This is a genomic window from Aeromonas sp. MR16 (genome assembly GCF_022549315.1).
Taxonomy (GTDB): domain Bacteria; phylum Pseudomonadota; class Gammaproteobacteria; order Enterobacterales; family Aeromonadaceae; genus Aeromonas; species Aeromonas aquatica.
Genome location: NZ_JAKZFK010000009.1, coordinates 1 through 19,761, shown reverse-complemented (window position 1 = coordinate 19,761; position 19,761 = coordinate 1). Strand labels below are relative to the sequence as shown.

At 60.9% G+C, this 19,761-nt stretch carries 18 protein-coding genes and 2 tRNA genes; 12 read left to right on the top strand and 8 right to left on the bottom strand.

The genetic code is table 11. The features are described 5' to 3' along the window. The first annotated feature begins 173 nt into the window (after window positions 1-173). Window positions 174-1,901: a bifunctional isocitrate dehydrogenase kinase/phosphatase gene (gene aceK / locus MM194_RS08840; protein ID WP_241343355.1), complete on the top strand. Its 1,728-nt coding sequence runs from the start codon at window positions 174-176 to the stop codon at window positions 1,899-1,901. A 101-nt stretch (window positions 1,902-2,002) separates the two neighbouring features. Here the strand turns inward: aceK and MM194_RS08835 are convergent, their stop codons facing one another. Continuing rightward, window positions 2,003-2,392, bottom strand: a complete 390-nt coding sequence (locus MM194_RS08835; RefSeq protein ID WP_033130439.1) for an META domain-containing protein — start codon at window positions 2,390-2,392, stop codon at window positions 2,003-2,005. Window positions 2,393-2,558: 166 nt separating this feature from the next. Here MM194_RS08835 and MM194_RS08830 point away from each other — a divergent pair, with 166 nt between their 5' ends. Then, window positions 2,559-3,035 carry a hypothetical protein gene (locus MM194_RS08830; RefSeq protein ID WP_033130440.1) on the top strand — a complete coding sequence of 159 codons (477 nt, stop codon included), beginning with the start codon at window positions 2,559-2,561 and terminating at the stop codon, window positions 3,033-3,035. A 4-nt stretch (window positions 3,036-3,039) separates the two neighbouring features. On the opposite strand, the gene MM194_RS08825 is transcribed toward MM194_RS08830, so the two are convergent. Beyond that, the gene (locus tag MM194_RS08825; protein ID WP_241343354.1) at window positions 3,040-3,519 is read right to left on the bottom strand and encodes a putative 4-hydroxy-4-methyl-2-oxoglutarate aldolase; all 480 of its coding nucleotides are present in this window, start codon (window positions 3,517-3,519) and stop codon (window positions 3,040-3,042) included. Between the two features lie 588 nt (window positions 3,520-4,107). Between MM194_RS08825 and arcA the strand changes: the two genes are divergently transcribed. After that, complete coding sequence (arcA, locus tag MM194_RS08820) at window positions 4,108-4,827, top strand: two-component system response regulator ArcA (RefSeq protein ID WP_033130442.1); 720 nt, start codon at window positions 4,108-4,110, stop codon at window positions 4,825-4,827. A gap of 147 nt (window positions 4,828-4,974) precedes the next feature. Here arcA and MM194_RS08815 read toward each other — a convergent pair. Continuing rightward, window positions 4,975-5,049: transfer RNA gene (locus tag MM194_RS08815), tRNA-Gly, on the bottom strand. 104 nt (window positions 5,050-5,153) lie between these two features. Next, window positions 5,154-5,227 (bottom strand) — tRNA-Gly (locus MM194_RS08810). Window positions 5,228-5,428: 201 nt separating this feature from the next. On the opposite strand from MM194_RS08810, the gene cydD reads away from it, so the two are divergent. From cydD to MM194_RS08790, 4 genes are all read left to right on the top strand, one after another. Continuing rightward, window positions 5,429-7,204, top strand: coding sequence for a cysteine/glutathione ABC transporter permease/ATP-binding protein CydD (gene cydD / locus MM194_RS08805; protein WP_241343353.1), 1,776 nt, complete (start codon window positions 5,429-5,431; stop codon window positions 7,202-7,204). Then, window positions 7,197-8,945: a cysteine/glutathione ABC transporter ATP-binding protein/permease CydC gene (gene cydC / locus MM194_RS08800; protein WP_241343352.1), complete on the top strand. Its 1,749-nt coding sequence runs from the start codon at window positions 7,197-7,199 to the stop codon at window positions 8,943-8,945. The genes cydD and cydC overlap by 8 nt, the downstream gene beginning before the upstream one ends. A gap of 448 nt (window positions 8,946-9,393) precedes the next feature. After that, the gene (gene rcsF, locus MM194_RS08795) at window positions 9,394-9,768 is read left to right on the top strand and encodes an Rcs stress response system protein RcsF (protein WP_033130445.1); all 375 of its coding nucleotides are present in this window, start codon (window positions 9,394-9,396) and stop codon (window positions 9,766-9,768) included. A 6-nt stretch (window positions 9,769-9,774) separates the two neighbouring features. Then, window positions 9,775-10,161, top strand: a complete 387-nt coding sequence (locus MM194_RS08790; RefSeq protein WP_033130446.1) for a DUF488 family protein — start codon at window positions 9,775-9,777, stop codon at window positions 10,159-10,161. 73 nt (window positions 10,162-10,234) lie between these two features. On the opposite strand, the gene MM194_RS08785 is transcribed toward MM194_RS08790, so the two are convergent. Next, window positions 10,235-11,227: an NAD-dependent epimerase/dehydratase family protein gene (locus tag MM194_RS08785; protein WP_033130447.1), complete on the bottom strand. Its 993-nt coding sequence runs from the start codon at window positions 11,225-11,227 to the stop codon at window positions 10,235-10,237. Between the two features lie 227 nt (window positions 11,228-11,454). Between MM194_RS08785 and tsaA the strand changes: the two genes are divergently transcribed. Further along, window positions 11,455-12,159, top strand: a complete 705-nt coding sequence (gene tsaA, locus MM194_RS08780; protein ID WP_033130448.1) for a tRNA (N6-threonylcarbamoyladenosine(37)-N6)-methyltransferase TrmO — start codon at window positions 11,455-11,457, stop codon at window positions 12,157-12,159. A gap of 74 nt (window positions 12,160-12,233) precedes the next feature. On the opposite strand, the gene MM194_RS08775 is transcribed toward tsaA, so the two are convergent. Genes MM194_RS08775 through MM194_RS08765 form a run of 3 tightly spaced genes read right to left on the bottom strand, consistent with a single transcriptional unit; the run spans window position 12,234 to window position 15,419 of the window. Beyond that, on the bottom strand, window positions 12,234-13,355 hold the full coding sequence (locus tag MM194_RS08775; RefSeq protein WP_033130449.1) for a beta-ketoacyl-ACP synthase III: 1,122 nt from the start codon (window positions 13,353-13,355) through the stop codon (window positions 12,234-12,236). A gap of 54 nt (window positions 13,356-13,409) precedes the next feature. Further along, entirely contained in the window at window positions 13,410-14,576 is a 1,167-nt protein-coding gene (locus MM194_RS08770; protein ID WP_241343351.1) for a VWA domain-containing protein, read from the bottom strand. Further along, complete coding sequence (locus MM194_RS08765; protein WP_241343350.1) at window positions 14,577-15,419, bottom strand: MoxR family ATPase; 843 nt, start codon at window positions 15,417-15,419, stop codon at window positions 14,577-14,579. It abuts the gene before it with no gap. Window positions 15,420-15,582: 163 nt separating this feature from the next. On the opposite strand from MM194_RS08765, the gene cysK reads away from it, so the two are divergent. From cysK to crr, 4 genes are all read left to right on the top strand, one after another. Further along, window positions 15,583-16,551, top strand: a complete 969-nt coding sequence (cysK, locus tag MM194_RS08760) for a cysteine synthase A (RefSeq protein ID WP_033130452.1) — start codon at window positions 15,583-15,585, stop codon at window positions 16,549-16,551. A 443-nt stretch (window positions 16,552-16,994) separates the two neighbouring features. Continuing rightward, the gene (locus MM194_RS08755; protein ID WP_005303128.1) at window positions 16,995-17,252 is read left to right on the top strand and encodes an HPr family phosphocarrier protein; all 258 of its coding nucleotides are present in this window, start codon (window positions 16,995-16,997) and stop codon (window positions 17,250-17,252) included. 44 nt (window positions 17,253-17,296) lie between these two features. After that, window positions 17,297-19,024 (top strand): phosphoenolpyruvate-protein phosphotransferase PtsI, encoded by a 1,728-nt coding sequence (gene ptsI / locus MM194_RS08750; RefSeq protein WP_033130453.1) that lies wholly within the window; start codon window positions 17,297-17,299, stop codon window positions 19,022-19,024. 43 nt (window positions 19,025-19,067) lie between these two features. Then, window positions 19,068-19,577, top strand: a complete 510-nt coding sequence (crr, locus tag MM194_RS08745; protein ID WP_005325875.1) for a PTS glucose transporter subunit IIA — start codon at window positions 19,068-19,070, stop codon at window positions 19,575-19,577. Window positions 19,578-19,761 lie beyond the last annotated feature (184 nt).

The following is a 19,761-nucleotide window of genomic DNA, read 5'->3' as shown; positions in this document are numbered from 1 at the left end:
GCCACTTGAACAGACGTTTGAATGTTGCCATAGTGACCCAATAGGTGGCCAACTTGCCGTCAATGATCCGCAAAGATACCGCGATGGAACTGCGGTGTGCGGATCGGGAACGAGCCGGCAGACAGGCCACCACCGCCGTGCTATCGGGCCGGCTCATCACAAGGAAGAGAGAGATGCAGCAGCCATTGGAACAGGCCGTCGCCGAGACGATCTTGCAGCGCTTCGAGTCGTTTTACAGCCGGTTTCTCGAAATCACCCAGGGCAGCAAGAGCCGCTTCGAGCACGGCGACTGGCTGGGGGTGCAGCTCGCCGGGCGCGAGCGCATCCGCCTCTACGATCATCATGTCGGCGCCACCACGGCCCTGATCAAGCAGATGATGGGGGAGCAGTTGCCGAGCCAGGCGCTGCTCAAGCAGGTGAAGGGAGCCTTCAGCGATCTGCTTCCCCGCTGTGACAACTTCGAGGTGGCGGAGTCCTTCTTCAACTCCGTCTACCGCCGCATCTTCCGCCATCGCAACATCCGCGACGAGAACCTCTACATACACCCGTTCCGCAGCCGGGGGGATCACCCCGATCTGAGCGCACTGCTGCGGGTCTATCGCACCGATCTCGCCCATCTGCCGCAGACCCTGAGCCAACTGCTGGGGGATTACAGCTTCACCCTGCCCTTTGAGGACAAACAGCGGGACATCGTCGACATCCACCGTCATCTGGCCGAGAACGGCCCGGGCATTCTGCACGAGGAGCCGTTCGCCATCGAGCTGCTCAAGGAGGTGTTCTACCGCAACAAGGGGGCCTATCTGGTGGGGCTCATTCGGGTGAAAGGCGAGGTGCATCCCTTCATCCTGCCCCTGCTCAGCACGGGCCAGAGCATCTATGTGGACACCGTCATCTTCGAGCCGGAGCTGGCCTCCATCGTATTCGGCTTCGCCCGCGCCTACTTCATGGTCTATGCCCCGGTGCCGGCGCTGTTCGTGCTGTTCCTGCGCCAGATCATGCCCCGCAAGCCCGATTACGAGATCTACAACGCCATCGGCTGCCAGAAGCACGGCAAGACAGAGCTCTATCGCCACTACCAGCAGCACCTGGCCCAGAGCCGGGAGCAGTTCGTCATCGCCCCCGGCATCAAGGGGATGGTGATGAGCGTGTTCACCCTCCCCTCCTACGATGTGGTGTTCAAGGTGATCAAAGACGAGTTCACCCCTCCCAAGGATGTGAGCCACGAGCAGGTGAAGGCGAAATACCGGCTGGTGAAACAGCACGACAGGGTGGGCCGCATGGCCGATACCCAGGAGTTCACCAACTTCGAGTTTCCGCTGGACCGCATCTCACCGGAGCTGCTCACCGAACTGAAAGCGGTGGCCCCCTCGGCGCTCACCATCACCAGTGACAAGCTGGTGATCAAGCACCTTTACACCGAGCGCAAGATGATCCCGCTCAACCTCTACCTGGACAGGGCGGACGAGCAGCAGACCCGGCTCGCCCTGGAGGAGTACGGTAACGCCATCAAGCAACTGGCGGCGGCCAACATCTTCCCCGGCGACATGCTGTTCAAGAACTTCGGCGTGACCCGCCACGGTCGGGTGGTGTTCTACGACTACGACGAGATCTGCTACATGACGGAGTGCAACTTCCGCCAGATCCCGCCGCCGCGCTATCCCGAGGACGAGTGGAGCGCCGAGCCCTGGTACTCGGTCGCCCCCAACGACATCTTCCCCGAGGAATTCGCCACCTTCCTGCTGCAAAAGCCCCAGGTGCGAACGATCATGATGCAGGTGCACAAGGAGCTGTTCGATGCCAGCTACTGGAAGATGCTGCAGGGCAACATCAAGGAGGGGGTGTTCGAGGATGTCTATCCCTACAGACGCAAGAAACGCTTCCGGTTTCAGCGGGGGGGATGAGTCATCTCATCCCGATGACCATCAAAAAAGGGACGCCATGGCGTCCCTTTCTAATACCGATGCGAGCGTCCGATTGCGACAGACGCTGACGGCAGTGCCGGTTATTTCACGGCATCGAAGGTGAGCAGCGTCGCCTTGTTGGCATCGCTCAGCACCAGTTGCTGGCCCTTGATCTGGAAGGCCGCGACCTTCTCCAGGGTCTGCAGATAACTCATCTCCTTACCGGCCAAGTCCCCCATACACATCATGCGGGTCGCCCCCAGCGGGCCCAGCACCAGGACACCGTCACCTTGCTGGGTGATGGCGCCAAAGTAGCGGTTGCAGCCGCCCTTGCCGGCCACCTTGTCACCGGCGACCTGCAGGGTGAAGGCGTCGCCGCTTGCCCCTTGCAGTTGCCAGTTCGATGCCTGCAGCTCTGCCATATTGGAACCCGTTGCCATGGCGCAGCCTCCCAGGGCCAGGGCGGCCAGCAGGGTCAGTTTCTTGTTCATGCGTTCATCTCCCGATGGAAAAAAGCGTGAAGACGCGGAATGAGGGGCCTGTGTACCACGAGCGTGGCGCCAATTAAAACTCTTTTATTGTGAGCGAGGTTGCCTTTACTCCCCGCAGTCCTGTGCCATGCTTGTAGTCCTGTTCGGACCCAGGGAGGGGAAACGAATGGTCAAGTCTCTGATTATTGTGCTCACATCCAGCCTTGCGCTTTCGGCCCAGGCAGCCGACTGGAGCTTTCTCCAGAACGAATCAGACAGCCAGCTCTACGTGAAAAGCTATTCCGGCGTACTGCTCGGTACTCAGACCCACCACAGCGACAACTTCGATCTCTGGCTCATCAACACCGGCTACCAATATCCGGTCGAGGATAATGTCAGCCTCTACATGGAGGCAGGGCCCGCCATCGGCGCCCGCAGCGAACAGGCTGGCTTCAATATCAGCTCAGGGGTGCGCTACCAGCTCTCCCCCTCGCTCAACATCGGCAGCCAGCTCAAACAACTGGAAACCAGCAAGCCCAGCACCCTGGTGGAGCTCAACAGCAGCCTGTTATTGACCCCTCAGCTCGCCCTCACCGCCAACTACGGTGTCAGCGCCTTCAGTGCCGAGCAATTTCTCATCCTGGGGGTGGGCCTCAACTTCTGATCCTTCAGAGGAGCCGGGCGCCGCTCACCAGCACGCCATTGAGATCGGCGTAGACATAGTCGCCCGGCGCTATGGTCATCCCGGCAAAAGAGACCACGACATCCAGCTCACCCCGCCCCAGCTTCTCGGTCTTGACTGGACAGGCCGCCAGCGCCTTGACGCCTAACGCCAACGTCGCCAGGGTACCCAGATCCCGCACCGCGCCGTGGATGAGGATCCCTTCCCATCCCTGCTCCACCGCCTTGATGGCCAGCTGATCTCCCAGCAGCGCCCGGCGCAGGGAACCACCGCCGTCGATCACCATCACCTTGCCCTGACCGGGACGGGTAACCAGTTCACGCACCAGGCTGTTGTCTTCAAAACAGGAGAGGGTGACCGCCTCGCCGTAAAACAGCGACTTGCCGCCATAGTCGTGAAACAGGGGCTGCGCCACCTGCAGGGCATCACCGTGTTGGTCGCAAAGATCGGGCAGTAAATCCAGCATATTCAGCATCCTTCCGTGGAATGAGTAAGTCCGCTCATTCTTTCATCAAGCCGCTATGCTGACAATCCAGAGAGAGGCAGCGCTGACGACCCAGGCTCGAACATGGGCTGCATTCTGGGCCTTGACCATGGCACAGGCAGGCCTGGATGGTGGTACCGAGGGGCAATAAGACACAGTTTTCTGTAGTTTTCCCACAAATCCATGTCAACCACATGTTACATCCCATTACATTTCATGGGGGCGAAAAAGCGGGCTAGCCCAAGTATCATGCAGCGAACTCAGGGATTGACTTATATCAAACCTGAGTTAAAAAGTTGCTATCTGACGGCAAAGAGTGTTGTTATGCGCCTGTTAACTGATAAAATGCAGCCACTTTTGTAATGGATGACTTTTCAGGCTTTGCTCGCTCAGACTTGATGAGTGCCTATGCATGGCACAGGGATGTTTGCCAACGCTGATACCACATTCGCGATGATTCGACCTGATTTTCATATCCAGGATGACGTAATAAATTTTCAGGACCGGTCGGATAACGCCAAAGAGTGTTAAAATTTCGAAAATTAACTGATAAGAATCTGGGAATACTCAATGCAAACACCGCACATTCTGATCGTCGAAGACGAACTGGTCACTCGCAATACGCTCAAAAGCATCTTTGAGGCCGAAGGCTATATAGTGCTTGAAGCCAACAATGGCGACGAGATGCACCAGGCCCTGACCACTCATACCATCAATCTGGTGATCATGGACATCAACCTGCCGGGCAAGAATGGCCTGCTGCTGGCACGCGAGCTGCGTGAAGATGACAACATCGCCCTGATGTTCCTGACCGGTCGTGACAACGAGGTGGACAAGATCCTGGGTCTGGAGATCGGCGCCGATGATTACATCACCAAGCCGTTCAACCCCCGCGAGCTGACCATCCGTGCCCGCAACCTGCTGAGCCGCACCATGAACGTGACGGCGGGCGGTGAAGAGAAGAAGCTGGTCGAACGTTACCTGTTCAACGGCTGGGCGCTGGACATCAACAGCCGCGCACTGGTCAGCCCGGCGGGCGACATGTTCAAACTGCCGCGCTCCGAATTCCGTGCCATGCTGCACTTCTGCGAAAACCCGGGCCAGATCCAGACCCGCGCCGAGCTGCTCAAGAAGATGACCGGCCGTGAGCTCAAGCCTCACGATCGCACCGTGGATGTCACCATCCGCCGTATCCGCAAGCACTTCGAGAGCGTGGGTGACACCCCGGAGATCATCGCCACCATCCATGGCGAAGGCTACCGCTTCTGCGGCGAGCTGGAGCAGGAATAATCCCTGTTCGTCAGATCCCTGTGTGGTAAGAAGAGGCGCCGTTGGCGCCTCTTCTGTTTCCGGCGATCGAGGCAAGCGAAGCTGGCCCATCCAATGAGCCGGAAAACAAAAAGCCCACTCGATTGAGTGGGCTTTTTGCATGAAATCTGGAGCGGGCAGCGGGAATCGAACCCGCATCATCAGCTTGGAAGGCTGAGGTAATAGCCATTATACGATGCCCGCAAGGCTCAGAAACTGCTGTCGATATTCGGGGATAGATCTGCGTCTGGGGTAGCGTGCTAGGCAGAGGCAATAACGAGACGGGTCGTCTACCGGATATCGGAATGTGGAGCGGGTGATGGGAATCGAACCCACGTATGCAGCTTGGGAAGCTACCGTTCTACCATTGAACTACACCCGCGTCAGTGGCCTCTACTATATGCATTTTGCCGGTGAGCGCAATCACCGCCAGGGTGTTTTTTGCCGTAAATCAAGCTGTTCGACCAACTAATGAGCATGGAGGTCGTTTTTCAAGCAAACAGTCTCAGGCTCCCGGCACGGCAAGGTTGCCAAGCACAGGGGGCGACGATAGTCTTGCGCCACTCGTTTGAGGAGGGTGGTAATGGACAAGAATACGCAGAAACATCTCTATGGCTGGTTGCGCAAGCAGTCGAGCCATGGCCGACGCTGGATCGGTCTCTCCATCGGCCTTGGCATGGGCCAGGGCATCATGATGGTGGCCCAGGCCTGGCTGCTGGCGACCCTGCTCCACGGCTTCATCATCGAGGGAACGACCCCCGAGCAATCCATTCCCCTCTTCATTAGCCTGCTGCTGGTGACGCTGACCAAGGCCGGGCTCGCCTATGGCCGCGAGGTCGCCAGCTTCAAGGCGGGCAGCGCGGTGCGCCAGGCTATCCGTGAGCTGGTGCTCACCCGCCTCGGTCGCCTGGGTCCGGCTTACATCCAGCGCCGCCCCGCTGGCAGTTGGGCCAGCCTGCTGCTGGAACAGATCGAAGACATGCAGGAGTTCTTCTCCCGCTACCTGCCGCAGATGGCCGTTGCCGTCTTCATCCCCCTGGTGATCCTGGTGGCCGTGTTCCCGGTCAACTGGGCCGCCGGCATCATCTTGCTCGGCACGGCGCCCCTGATCCCGCTGTTCATGATCCTGGTGGGGGTCGGCGCCGCCGATGCGAACCGCCGCAACTTCCAGTCGCTGGCACGCCTCTCCGGCCACTTCCTCGACCGCCTGAAGGGATTACGCACCCTGCAACTCTTCCTGCGCACCCAGGCCGAGGGCGAGGCCATCCGCGATGCCTCGGAAGACTTCAGGGAGCGCACCATGGAGGTGCTGCGCCTCGCCTTCTTGAGTACCGCCGTGCTGGAGTTCTTCGCCGCCATCGCGGTGGCACTGGTGGCGGTCTATTTCGGTTTCTCCTACATAGATCACCTGAACTTTGGCAACTATGGCGTCAAGGTCACGCTCTTTACCGGCCTGTTCGTGCTCTTCCTCGCCCCCGAGTTCTATGCCCCGCTGCGGGAGCTTGGCGCCCACTATCACGCCAAGGCACAGGCCATCGGCGCCGCCGAGCAGTTGCTGGAGTTCCTGGAGGCCGAGGTCAGCGAACCGGCTTCCGGCAATGCTCCCTTCCATGCAGATAACCCCATCCGGGTGGAAGCCCGTGGGCTTGAGGTGCTGAGCGCCGAGGGCAAGGTGCTGGTCGGCCCACTCGACTTCCAGCTGACAGCCGGTTCGCGTACGGCCCTGGTCGGCATCAGCGGAGCGGGCAAGAGCTCGCTGGTCAACGCCCTGCTCGGCTTCGCCCCCTATCGCGGTGAACTGAAAGTCGATGGCCAGGAACTCGCCGAGCTGGACATGAGCCAGTGGCGCCTGCAACTGGGCTGGCTATCCCAGAACCCGCAGCTGTTCCACGCCTCCTTGCGCGACAACCTGCTGCTGGCCAAACCCTCAGCGAGCGACGCCGAGCTGGAAGCGGCGCTGAAACGGGCCCAGGCCTGGGAGTTTGCCAGGGAGAAGGGCTTTGACTATCGAGTCGGTGATCAGGCGGGCGGCCTCTCGGTCGGTCAGGCCCAGCGTCTCGCCCTGGCCCGCACCCTGCTCAAGTCGACCCAGTTGATGGTGCTGGATGAACCTACCGCCAGCCTGGATCGCCACTCGGAACGCGCCATCATGAGCACGCTCGAGCAGGCAGCGGCAGGCCAGACCCTGCTGATGATCACCCACCGCCTCGATCAGCTCACCAAGATGGACAATATCCTGGTGCTGGAACGCGGTTTGTTGGTGGAGCAAGGCAGCTTCCAGCAACTCAGTGAGGCCAAGGGGCCCTTTGCCCGCCTCTTGTCACAACACCTCTCCCAAGGGGACTCTCTCGATGCGTGATCTACTGCCGTTTTTGCGCCTCTATCGCCAGCACTGGCTCAGCCTCTCCCTCGGCCTGCTGCTGGCGCTGGTGACCCTGGTGGCGGGCATGGGGCTGTTGTCCCTCTCCGGCTGGTTCCTCTCCGCCGCCGCGGTGGCCGGACTGGCCGCCGCCACCCGCGACACTTTCAACTACATGACCCCGGCCGGTGGGGTGCGCTTCTTCTCCATCATCCGCACCGCCAGCCGCTGGGGCGAGCGAGTGGTGAGCCACGACGCCACCTTCCGGGTACTGACCCGGCTGCGGGTCTGGTTCTGGCAAAAACTCTCGCCGCTCTCCGCCGGCACCCTGGCCGGGTTCCGCCAGGCGGATCTGCTCAACCGGCTGGTGACCGACATAGACGCCATGGATCACGTCTACCTGCGCCTCATCACCCCCATAGGGGCGGCCCTGCTGAGCTGCGCCGGGCTGGTGTTCTTCCTCTCCTTCTTCGACAGCCAGCTGGCACTGACCCTGGGCGCCATACTGCTGCTCGGCATGATTGCCCTGCCGCTGGTGTTCTACTTCGCCGGTCGCAAGCCGGGCCAGGCCTTGATCGCCGAGAAATCCAGCCTGCGCACCCGGCTGGTGGACTATCTGGACGGCCAGGCCGAGTTGCAGATGTTTGCCGCCGCTCCCAAGGCGCTCGATGAGTTGCAACAGGCCGAGCAGGCCCTGATCCGCGCCCAGGCCCGCATGGCCAGGGTGAGCGGGTTGGCCAATGCCAGCGTCCAGCTGCTGAGTGGTTGGACCCTGACCCTGATGCTGTGGCTGGCCGGCCACGGGGTCGGCGGCGCGTTGCCGGATCCCATCACGGCGCTCATGGTGTTCGCCACCCTGGCGAGCTTCGAGGCATTGCTGCCACTGGCGGGGGCCTTCCAGCACCTCTCCACCAGCCTCACCTCGGCCCGTCGTCTCAACGAGATCCTGCAGGAGGCCAAGGCCCCCGACTGGGGTGACGAGCAGCAGCCTGCCCACGATGGCTCCCTGCGGATCACCGATCTCCACTTCGCCTACCCCGGCAACCCTCAGCCCGTGCTGCGGGGTTGCAGCCTGCGACTGCAGGCCGGTGAGAAGCTGGCGCTGCTGGGCCAGACCGGCTGTGGCAAGTCCACCCTGATGGGGCTGCTGACCCGGGAGTGGAACCCGCAGGCGGGGGAGATCCTGCTGGGTGGCAAACCCTTGACCTCGTACAGCGAGGCGGCACTGCGCACCTCCTTCTCGGTAGTGAGCCAGCGGGTGCACCTGTTTGCCGCTACCCTGCGGGACAACCTCAAGCTGGCCGCGCCAGAGGCCGACGATGCACGGCTCATCAAGGTGCTGGAGCAGGTGGGCCTCGGCACTTTGTTGGAAGATGACTCTGGGCTGGAAGATGATGCCGGGCTGGACGCCTGGCTCGGGGATGGCGGTCGTCCGCTCTCCGGTGGCGAGCGCCGCCGTATCGGCATCGCCCGCGCCCTGCTGCACGACGCCCCGCTCTGGCTGCTGGACGAGCCGACCGAGGGGCTCGACAGCCAGACCGAGCGGGAGATCATGGCGCTGCTGTTCAGGCTCGGCGCCGAGCGCACCCTGCTGCTCATCTCCCACCGGCTGATCGGGCTGGAGCAGATGGACAGGATAGCCCTGATGGAAGAAGGACAGATCCGTCTGTGCGCGCCCCACGCCGAGCTGCTGGCCGATGACTACTATCGCAGCCTGCATCAGCGGTTGGCGCCGATCTGATCCCCGTGCCAGAAAAAGCACGAAAGAAGGGGGAAGCCGCCTGTGCGCCCCCTCCTCCCCGAGCTGCTGGCCGATGACGACTATCGCAGCCTGCATCAGCGGTTGGCGCCGATCTGATTCCCGTGCCAGAAAAAGCACGAAAGAAGGGGGAAGCCGCCTGTGCGCCCCCTCCTCCCCGAGCTGCTGGCCGATGACGACTACCGCAGCCTGCATCAGCGGCTCACACCAGCCTGAACGCTATGAACCCAAGAGGGGGCATTCATGCCCCCTCACTCTTTTGTCTCTTTTGAAAAAATGCCGGTCCGATGACGACGAACGTCGCCAGCCCCCAAAGACCAGCACAGGCCCGATCCCCGTCACACCCCGTCTTGCTGGCTAAAAATGGGGCTGGTCCCGGGCAGCAACTGGCCCCTATAATGACCCCCTCACCGTTCAACAAGATGCCGACATGAAACGCCTGACCCTATTGCTGCTGCCCCTTTTTACCTCAGGTTGCGCCTACTTCTCCTTCAACAGCAATCTGGACAAGGAAAACTTCGACGACTACTTCAAGCCGGGCGGCGTCCGGATCTATGAACAGAGCCAGCTTGCCGACCTCAACTACCTCTACCTCGGCACCGTCGAGGGGGAATCCTGCCAGAGCGACGCCAATCAGGCGGTGCCCAACGCAGGGGAGGCGCGCACCCTGGCCCGTCGCCGCGTGGCCGACATGGGCGGCAACGGCGTCAGCTTCGACAAGTGCGCCGAATTCAGCGACGTGCCGGGCTGCCTGAAGCAGGTGATCTGCTACGGCCAGGCGCTGAAAGTGGCCGAAGAGAAGTAACCAGAAATGGCGCTGGCCATAGTCCGGCTCGGCAGCCCCCGCCTGCCCGATGAGGGCTTGCGCATTGGCACCGTCCGTCGCCCGCCCCGTGGCGTGCCCAAGAGCGAATTCGCTAACCAGGATTGGTACGACGTCTGGTTCCCCAACCTGGCCCCCAGCCCCGAGACCATGAAGCTGGGCCAGGGCGCCGAGACCCCCGCTCAGTGGGCCACCTTCTGCAAGCAGTACAAGGCAGAGATGGCGACCCCGGCCGCGAGGCACGATCTCGCGCTGCTGGCCGCCCTCTCCCACCACAGCAACCTGTCGGTGGGTTGCTATTGCGAGCAGGAGTCCCGCTGTCATCGCAGCATCTTGAAAGAGCTGCTGGTCGGCTGCGGCGCCAGCCTGCGCTAAATCTCGTGGTTTCATTGCGATAAAGGGCGTCCCGTGGGACGCCCTTTATCGCATGACATAGACCAACCACAGCCTATGGCAGAGCGCTGACCCGCAGGCGCTGACGCAGGGCCTCCTCCTGCTGCGCCGTCATCCCCGTCACCGCCCCCTGCCCTCCCTCTGCCAGCCACTGGGCGAGATCGGCCACCGTCTCCTCCAGCGGCCGGAAGTTGAGCCCCTGCACTATGGCCGCCTCGGCGCTGATCCGGCCGTAACCTGCATACTCCGCCAGCTCGCTCGGCAGCAGGGTGGGGTAGCTCTGCCAGGACTCTACCCCGGCCCCCAGCAGTGCGGGCCAGGGCTGCCACTCGGGCTGGATAGGCACCGCCGGGGCCAGCCGCGCGGCGAGGCGCTCCACCCAGTCCCCTAGCGCTATGCCTGGTTTGAGCAGGTTGAACACCCCTCCCAACCGCTGCTCGGCGGCCCGCAGCACGAACTCGGCGCAGTCCCGCACGTCCAGATATTGCAGCCTGTCCTGCCCCGCCCCCGGCAGCAGCCAGGGGCCGCCGCGCTCTACCCGCTTCACCCACCAGGCCAATCTTCCGGTGTGATCATGGGGGCCACAGAGCACCCCGGGGCGCAGTATGCACAACCGCTCCCCCCAGCGGGCCAGGTATTCTTGCTCGCACAGTACCTTGAGGGGGCCGTAGTCATCCGGCATCTCCCCTGCGGGGATCCGGTGCAGCGGCGCCGACTCGTCCATTCCCGGTTGGGCGAAGTCGCGATAGACGCTGATAGTAGAAATGAAGATCAGCCGCTCGCAGCGCCCGAGCAGGGCCGCGGAGAGGCTGGCCGCCTGCTCGGGTCGATAGCAGCAGGTGTCGATGACCAGATCCCAGTGCAATCCCTTCCCCAGCAGCGCGCTCAAATCCTGGCTTCTGTCCCCTCGCAGCGCGGTCAGCTCGCGCCAGTCCGGATGCTGGCGGTGGCCGCGATTGAACAGCGTCACCTCGTGGCCCCAATCCAGCGCCAGCGCGGTGAGATGGCGCCCCAAAAAGCCGGTGCCGCCGATAACAAGCAGTTTCATCCCTGTCCCCCTATGCGGCGCGATCGCTTGCCTTGAATGAGGTGCGAGTGCCATGCCGACATGACTCTCGCCCCAGCCTACGCAAGTCGACGCCGTGGCACAGCCGCCATAGTGCCGGGATGAGACAGGGATCACGGCAGGGCGATGCAGATGAGCGGAGCGAGGTGGAGCCTGCGTTTTGGGGCCGCTTGTGCTAAATTGCCGGGGTTTTTAGTCACGAGTCCGCCATGAAGTTCGAAATCGACACCCTCGGGATCATCCACTCTCCCTACAAGGAGAAGTTTGCCATCCCCCGCCAGCCCGGCCTGGTCAAATCGGCCCGCGCCCGGCTCGAGTTGCTGCCTCCCTACGATCAGCCGGACGTGCTGCGCGGCATAGAGCAGTTCTCCCACCTCTGGCTCAGCTTCGTGTTCCACCAGACCATGGCCCAGGGCTGGCACCCGACGGTGCGCCCGCCGCGCCTCGGTGGCAACGAGCGGGTCGGAGTCTTCGCCACCCGCTCCACCTTCCGCCCCAACCCGCTGGGCCTGTCGGTGGTCGAGCTGCACGGGGTGGGGCGCGAGCGGGGCAAGCTGTGGCTCGAACTCGGTGCGGTGGACTTGCTCGATGGCACCCCCATCGTCGACATCAAGCCCTACATCCCCTATGCGGACAGCCTGCCGGCCGCCCGTGGCGGCTTCGCCCCGGATGCCCCCACCCCGCCGCTGACGGTGAGCTTCGGCCAAGAGGCCGAGCAGCAGCTCGCTCAACTCATGAGCCACCATCCCGAGCTGCGCCAACTGGTGAGCGAGGTGCTGGCCCAGGATCCCCGTCCCGCCTACAAGAAGGGCAAGCCGGACGAGAAGGAGTACGGAGTGAGATTGTTCGACTTGAACGTCAGGTTCCAGATAAAGGAACCAGAGTGTGTCGTTATAGCCATAGAACCGACATGAAAAACGCGAGTCATGCAGTGTAAAAAACCACCCGAGCGGGTGGTTTTTTCATTGTAAGAACGAGGTCGGAGCCTTTAGCGGCGCTGCAGCAGCAGGCTGCCGATGGAGTAGCCGGCGCCGAAGGAGCAGAGCACGCCGCGGGCGCCGCTCGGCAGATCCTGATTGAACAGGTGGAAGGCGATGATGGATCCCGCCGAACTGGTGTTGCCGTAGCTGTCCAGGATCACCGGCGCCTCCGCTTGGCTGGCATCGTGGCCCAACAGCTTGCGACCGATGAACTGGTTCATGGTGAGGTTGGCCTGATGCAGCCAGAGCCGGCTCAACTCATCCGCCTCCCAGCCCTGCGCCTTGAGCTGACCATCTATCTGCTCGCACACCAGGGGCAACACCTCCTTGAACACCTTGCGCCCCTGCTGGCGGAACAGCTTGTCATCGCCGTAGCGGGTGCGCGGGCTGAAGCGGTTCAGGAAGCCGAAGTTGTTGCGGATGTTGTTGGAGTACTGGGTCACCAGCTTGCTGGCCACCAGTTGCCAGGGGGCCGCCACCTTGCAGTCGGCCTCCCGCTCCAGCAGCACGGCGGTGCAGGCATCGCCGAAGATAAAGTGGCTGTCCCGGTCGCGGAAGTTGAGGTGACCCGAGCAGATCTCCGGGTTTACCACCAGCGCCAGTTTGACGGTGCCCGCCGCCAGCAGATCCGCCGCCGTCTTGATGCCGAAGGTGGCGGAGGAACAGGCCACGTTCATGTCGAACGCCATGCCACCGGCACCGAGATAGTGCTGCAGCTCGATGGAGAGCGCCGGATAGGGGCGCGGCATATTGGAAGCCGCCACTATCACCAGATCGATCTCGCCGGGTTCGCGACCGGCGGCGATCAGTGCCTGCTCGGCGGCCGCCACCGCCATCTCCACCATGATGGAGGGCTTGTCATCGGGACGCTCGGGGAGCAGCGGTTGCATGATATCGGGATCCAGCACCCCCTCCTTGCTCACCAGATAACGACTCTTGATGCCGGAGGCCTTCTCGATGAACTCGCAGCTCGAATGCTGCTTGGCGTCCAGCTGGCCGGCGTCGATGGCGGAGGCGTTCTCCTCGTTGTAGAGATCCACATACTGGTTGAAGGCAGCCACCAACTCTTCGTTGCTGACGGCAAAGGGCGGGGTATAGAGGCCTGAGCCGCTGATTACGATGGAAGTCATCTTTGCTCCTGGCCGGGTGCAATCCCGGCTTGTCTGTTTTGTAGGGTCAGAGGATTACAGCTGATCGATCGCCTGGGCGAGACCAGCCAGGGTCAGCGGGTGCATGCGCCCGCCGATCAATTCGTTGATCAACTTGATGGAGGGATGCCAGAGCCACTCCCGCCTCGGGAGAGGGTTGATCCACACCAGCTTCGGATACTGTTGCTGCAGGCGGGCGAGCCACAACTGACCCGGCTCCTCGTTCCAGTATTCGACGGCGCCCCCTGGCCAGGTTATCTCGTAGGGTCCCATCTTGGCATCCCCCACCAGGATCACCCTGTAGTCGTGGCCGTAGGTGCGCAGCAGGCGCCAGGTATCGAACTTCTCCTCGAAGCGGCGGGCGTTGTCCCGCCAGACGAAGTCGTAGAGGCAGTTGTGAAAGTAGAAGAACTCCAGGTGCTTGAACTCGTGGCGCAGGGCCGAGAACAGTCGCTGCACCTCGGCCACGTGGCTGTCCATGGAGCCCCCCACATCGAAGAACACCAGCAGCTTGACCCCGTTGTGGCGCTCGGGCCTCAGCTTCACATCGAGCCAGCCCTGGCGGGCGGTGCTCTGGATGGTGTCGTCGAGATCCAGCTCGTCGAGACTCCCTTTACGCACCCAGCGCCTGAGCTTGCGCAGGGCCAGCTGGATAGCCCGCTGGCCCAAGGGAGAGTCATCGTCGCTGAAGTTGCGATAGTGGCGCGCCTCCCACAGCTTGGCGGCACGGCCGTGACGCCCCTCGCCCCCCATGCGCACCCCTTCCGGGTGAAAGCCGCCGTGACCGAAGGGGCTGCTGCCGCCCGTGCCTACCCACTTGTTGCCGCCGGCGTGACGCTCTTTCTGTTCCGCCAGGCGCTGGTTGAGGGTCTCCAGCAACTTGTCGAGGCCCCCTAAGGAGCGCAGCAAATCTCGCTCTTCCAGGCTCAACAAGCGCTCCAGTTCCCGGCGCAGCCAGTCATCCGGCAAGGTTTCCGGCAACAAGGGGCTGGCCTGCAAGCCGTCGTAATACTCAGCGAAGGCGCGATCGAAGCGATCGAGGTGCGCCTCGTCTTTCACCAACAGGCAGCGGGCGAGCAGGTAGAAGGCATCCATGTCGAGGCTGACGAGCCGGGCCGCGAGTGCCCCGTGCAGGTCCAGCAATTCCCGCAGGCTGCAGGGCAGCTTGTGGCGACGCAGATGGAGGAAAAAGTCGATCAGCATTCAGCCGCCGCGCCGGGCCAGGAAGGCGAGCTTCTCGAACAGATGCAAGTCCTGCTCGGTCTTGAGCAGGGCGCCATAGATCGCCGGCACCAGCTTGCCCGGCTCGCGATTGCGCATCGCCTCGGGGGAGATGCCATCCGCCAGCAGCAGCCGGATCCAGTCCAGCAGCTCCGAGGTGGAGGGCTTCTTGCGCAGCCCCTCGACTTCCCGCAGCTCGAAGAACAGCGCCATGGCCTCGTCCAGCAGCGCCTCTTTCAATTTGGGATAGTGCAGACGGACGATGGCCTGCATCTCGGCCTTGTCGGGGAAACGGATGTAGTGAAAAAAGCAGCGGCGCAGGAAGGCATCCGGCAGCTCTTTTTCGTTGTTGGAGGTGATGATGACCACGGGGCGCTGGCGGGCCTTGACCCGCTCGCCCGTCTCGTAGACGTCGAACTCCATCCGATCCAGCTCCAGCAGCAGATCGTTGGGAAACTCGATGTCCGCCTTGTCGATCTCGTCGATGAGCAGCACGGGTCTCTGCTCGGCGCCGAAGGCCTGCCACAGCTTGCCGCGGCGGATGTAGTGGTTGATGTCCCCCACCCGGGGATCCCCGAGCTGGGAGTCCCGCAGCCGCGCCACGGCGTCATATTCATAGAGCCCCTGCTGGGCCTTGGTGGTGGACTTGATGTGCCAGGATATCAGCTCGGCGCCGAGGGATTCGGCCACCGCCTCCGCCAGCACCGTTTTGCCGGTACCGGGCTCGCCCTTAATGAGCAGCGGCTTTTCCAGCACGATGGCGGCATTGACGGCCATACTCAGTGCCGTTGAGGCGAGATAGCGATCGCTTCCTGCAAATCCCATGAGGTCCATTCCTTTGGTAGCACAGGGCCCGGCCGGGGCTCCGGTAAGAAAGAATAAGTTCTATATGTTCTAATAACATATTGTTATAACGATTCGTCACTTCTCATTCAGAAATCACAGGGTAATCTGGTTTCATCGCCTTAACAAACACAGGGATAACACCATGAGCAAAATTTTTGAGGACAACAGCCAGACCATAGGCAACACCCCGCTGGTTCGTCTCAACCGTGTTACCAAGGGCCGCGTGCTGGCCAAGATCGAGAGCCGCAACCCGAGCTTCAGCGTCAAATGCCGGATCGGTTCCAACCTGATCTGGGATGCCGAAAAACGCGGCGTGCTGACCAAGGGCAAGGAGATCATCGAGCCCACCAGCGGTAACACCGGCATTGCTCTGGCCTTCGTGGCCGCCGCCCGTGGTTATCCCATCACCCTGACCATGCCGGCCACCATGAGCCTGGAGCGCCGCAAGCTGCTCAAGGCGCTCGGCGCCAACCTGGTGCTGACCGAAGGTCCCCTCGGCATGAAGGGTGCCATCGCCAAGGCTAACGAGATCCTCGAATCCGAGCCGGGCAAGTATGTGTTGCTGCAACAGTTCGAAAACCCCGCCAACCCCGAGATCCACGAGAAGACCACAGGCCCCGAGATCTGGGACGCCACCGACGGTGACGTGGATGTGTTCGTGGCAGGGGTCGGCACCGGTGGCACCATCACAGGGGTCTCCCGCTATTTCAAACAGACCAGGGGCAAGGCCATCGTCTCGGTGGCGGTCGAGCCGTCAGAATCCCCCGTCATCAGCCAGAGACTGGCCGGTCTCGAGATCAAACCGGGTCCACACAAGATCCAGGGCATAGGCGCCGGCTTCATCCCGGGCAACCTGGATTTGACCCTGCTCGACCGCGTCGAGCAGGTGAGCAGCGAGGAGTCCATCGAGATGGCTCGTCGCCTGATGGAAGAGGAAGGCATCCTGGCGGGGATCAGCTCTGGCGCCGCCGTGGTGGCCGCCGCTCGTCTGGCCGAGTTGCCGGAGTTCGAGGGCAAGACCATAGTCGTGATACTGCCGAGCGCCGCCGAGCGTTACCTCTCCAGCGCGCTGTTCGCCGGTGTGTTCAGCGAGCAGGAACTGCAGCAGTAATTGATCTCCTTACATCAAAACAACGGCGCTCTTCGGGGCGCCGTTTTTCTTTATGAGCTAAACTCAGTCGTCATTAGTTTCAGTCGACCCCTTATTTTTTGGGGTAAAATAACAAATTTCAGAGTGACAAAAAAAGCAGACATTCTGTGATAAATCTCATATCCTGTGCGGCGTCACGAGGTGTTTGCCGGTTAGGTATCACAAGGTAACAAAGTGTTATTTTTCGTTATAAATTAATTTCAGGCCAGTCCTGACGCGGCTTGTAGCCCGATAACGAAAAAGACTTAGCCAGGACGCCGAATACTGCACAGAAAATTGACCTGGATTAAACCATTGCGGGTCTGATTTCGTTACTTTACAACATATCCATACTGACACGGTGAGACAGGTAGCCTCATAAGCGACCATCTCTCCACACAATATCAATAATATGGGGTGAAACCATGTACGAGAAGTCTGTTGTTATTACTGCTGAAAACGGCCTGCACACCCGTCCCGCAGCTCAGTTCGTGAAAGAAGCCAAAGAATTCCAAAGCGAGATCACTGTGGTCTCCGGTGGCAAGTCCGCCAGCGCCAAGAGCCTGTTCAAGCTGCAGACCCTGGGCCTGACCAAAGGCACCAACGTGACCATCCAGGCCGACGGCCCGGACGCTCAGAAAGCCGTTGAGAAGCTGGTTGCCCTGATGGACGAGCTGGAGTAATCCGGCTTTATTCCTCCCCCACAGTCGTTTTAATAGGAAGGATTATGATATCTGGCATTCTTGCGTCCCCCGGTATCGCATTCGGCAAGGCGCTTCTTCTGAAAGAAGATGAAATCGTTATCAATCAGGGCAAGATTTCTGTTGACCAGATTGACGCCGAAATCAACCGCTTCCTCGAAGCCCGCACCAAGTCAGCCACACAGCTGGAAGCCATCAAAGAGATGGCCGGTCGCACCTTTGGTGAGGAAAAAGAGGCCATCTTCGAAGGCCACATCATGCTGCTCGAAGATGAGGAGCTGGAAGGGGATATCAGATCCTTCATTAAAGACAACAAGGCATCCGCCGACAAAGCCATCTATGAGGTGATCGAACAGTACGCCAAGATGATGGCCGATCTGGATGACCCTTATCTGCGTGAGCGCGCCACCGACTTCCGTGACATCGGAACCCGTCTGGTGAAGAACGTGCTGGGCATCGCCGTTGTCAACCTGAGCACCATCAACGAAGAGGTCATCCTGGTCGCCAAAGACCTGACCCCGTCCGAAACCGCTCAGATCAACCTGAAATACGTGCTGGGTTTTGTCACCGACATCGGTGGCCGTACCTCTCACACCTCCATCATGGCCCGCTCCCTGGAGCTGCCGGCTATCGTGGGCACCAACGACATCACAGCGCGTGTCAACAATGGTGACATGCTGATACTGGATGCGATCAACAACCAGCTCATCATCAATCCGACCGCCGAGCAGCTGACTGAAGCCAAGAAATTCCAGGCTCAGTTCCAGGCCGAGAAAGACGAGCTGGCCAAGCTTAAAGACCTGCCCGCCATCACTCTGGATGGTCATCAAGTCGAAGTGTGTGCCAACATCGGTACCGTCAAGGATACCGAGGGTGCCATCCGTAATGGCGCCGAAGGCGTGGGTCTGTACCGCACCGAGTTCCTGTTCATGGACCGTGATGCGCTGCCGACCGAAGACGAGCAGTTCAAGGCCTACAAAGAAGTGGCAGAGGCCATGCCGGATCAGCCGATCATCGTCCGTACCATGGACATCGGCGGCGACAAAGAACTGCCCTACATGAATTTCCCGAAAGAGATGAACCCCTTCCTGGGCTGGCGTGCCGTGCGCATTTTCTTCGATCGCGAAGACATCATGCACGCCCAGCTGAAGGCCATTTTGCGTGCCTCTGCCTTTGGCAAACTGCGCATCATGTTCCCGATGATCATCTCCGTCGAAGAGTTCCGCAGCCTCAAGGCCACCGTGGAGCAGCTGAAGGCCGAACTGCGTGCCGACGGCAAAGCCTTTGATGAATCCATCGAAGTAGGTATCATGATCGAGACCCCGGCCGCCGCCGTGATGGCTCATCATCTTGCCAAGGAAGTGGATTTCTTCAGCATCGGTACCAACGACCTGACCCAGTACACCCTGGCCGTCGACCGTGGTAACGAGATGATTTCCGCCATGTACAACCCGCTGTCACCCTCCGTCCTGACCCTGATCAAGATGGTCATTGACGCTTCCCATGACAATGGCAAGTGGACAGGTATGTGCGGTGAACTGGCTGGTGACGAACGTGCCACCCTGCTGCTGCTGGGTATGGGTCTGGATGAGTTCTCCATGAGCGCCATCTCTGTACCGCGTATCAAGAAGCTTATCCGTAACACCAACTTCGAAGATGTGAAGGCAATGGCAGACCAGGCTCTGAGCTATGCGACCGCCGCCGAAATCGAAGCCTGTGTAGATAACTTTATTAAGCAGAAGGCAGTCTGCTAAGATCGGCTGCAAACAGCGACAATCATCTCTAGGAGCTTTTACTATGGGTCTGTTTGATAAACTGAAGAAACTGGTTTCCGATGACAGCTCTGACACCGGTGGCATCGAAATCTTTGCCCCCCTGTCAGGGGAAATCGTACCGATCGAAGACGTGCCTGACGTTGTCTTCGCCGAGAAGATCGTCGGTGACGGCATCGCCATCAAGCCGGCTGGCAACAAGATGGTTGCCCCGTGCGACGGCACCATCGGCAAGATCTTCGAGACCAACCACGCGTTCTCTCTGGAATCCGACTCTGGTATCGAGCTGTTCGTTCACTTCGGTATCGACACCGTCGAGCTGAAAGGCGAAGGCTTCACCCGTATCGCTCAGGAAGGTCAGAAGGTCAAGCGCGGTGATACCATCATCGAGTTCGATCTGGCCGTTCTGGAAGCGAAAGCCAAGTCTACCCTGACGCCTGTGGTCATCTCCAACATGGATGAGATCAAAGAGCTGATCAAGATGACTGGCGCCGTGACCGTGGGCGAGACTCCGGTGATCCGCATCAAGAAATAATGCGCCGCTGGCCTGTGCCAGCTGCCGCAACGAAAAACCGAAGCCCTGGGCTTCGGTTTTTTTATGGCGCTGTCCCAATTACGTGTTGAAAGGCTAACCTTGAAATAGGTCATCCCCCTGAAGGCCACCATCATGGATACTCAAGCCTTTCAACACCTGCTGTCTCTCTTCCCACTGCTCACCT

Coding starts and splice junctions, on each gene's coding strand:
- MM194_RS08835 (WP_033130439.1), bottom strand. CDS start 2,392: ATGAACAAGAAACTGACCCTGCTGGCCGCCCTGGCCCTGGGAGGCTGC.
- cydD (WP_241343353.1), top strand. CDS start 5,429: ATGGACAAGAATACGCAGAAACATCTCTATGGCTGGTTGCGCAAGCAG.
- MM194_RS08830 (WP_033130440.1), top strand. CDS start 2,559: ATGGTCAAGTCTCTGATTATTGTGCTCACATCCAGCCTTGCGCTTTCG.
- aceK (WP_241343355.1), top strand. CDS start 174: ATGCAGCAGCCATTGGAACAGGCCGTCGCCGAGACGATCTTGCAGCGC.
- arcA (WP_033130442.1), top strand. CDS start 4,108: ATGCAAACACCGCACATTCTGATCGTCGAAGACGAACTGGTCACTCGC.
- MM194_RS08765 (WP_241343350.1), bottom strand. CDS start 15,419: ATGGGATTTGCAGGAAGCGATCGCTATCTCGCCTCAACGGCACTGAGT.
- MM194_RS08775 (WP_033130449.1), bottom strand. CDS start 13,355: ATGACTTCCATCGTAATCAGCGGCTCAGGCCTCTATACCCCGCCCTTT.
- cydC (WP_241343352.1), top strand. CDS start 7,197: ATGCGTGATCTACTGCCGTTTTTGCGCCTCTATCGCCAGCACTGGCTC.
- rcsF (WP_033130445.1), top strand. CDS start 9,394: ATGAAACGCCTGACCCTATTGCTGCTGCCCCTTTTTACCTCAGGTTGC.
- MM194_RS08755 (WP_005303128.1), top strand. CDS start 16,995: ATGTACGAGAAGTCTGTTGTTATTACTGCTGAAAACGGCCTGCACACC.
- crr (WP_005325875.1), top strand. CDS start 19,068: ATGGGTCTGTTTGATAAACTGAAGAAACTGGTTTCCGATGACAGCTCT.
- MM194_RS08825 (WP_241343354.1), bottom strand. CDS start 3,519: ATGCTGGATTTACTGCCCGATCTTTGCGACCAACACGGTGATGCCCTG.
- MM194_RS08770 (WP_241343351.1), bottom strand. CDS start 14,576: ATGCTGATCGACTTTTTCCTCCATCTGCGTCGCCACAAGCTGCCCTGC.
- ptsI (WP_033130453.1), top strand. CDS start 17,297: ATGATATCTGGCATTCTTGCGTCCCCCGGTATCGCATTCGGCAAGGCG.
- MM194_RS08790 (WP_033130446.1), top strand. CDS start 9,775: ATGGCGCTGGCCATAGTCCGGCTCGGCAGCCCCCGCCTGCCCGATGAG.
- MM194_RS08785 (WP_033130447.1), bottom strand. CDS start 11,227: ATGAAACTGCTTGTTATCGGCGGCACCGGCTTTTTGGGGCGCCATCTC.
- tsaA (WP_033130448.1), top strand. CDS start 11,455: ATGAAGTTCGAAATCGACACCCTCGGGATCATCCACTCTCCCTACAAG.
- cysK (WP_033130452.1), top strand. CDS start 15,583: ATGAGCAAAATTTTTGAGGACAACAGCCAGACCATAGGCAACACCCCG.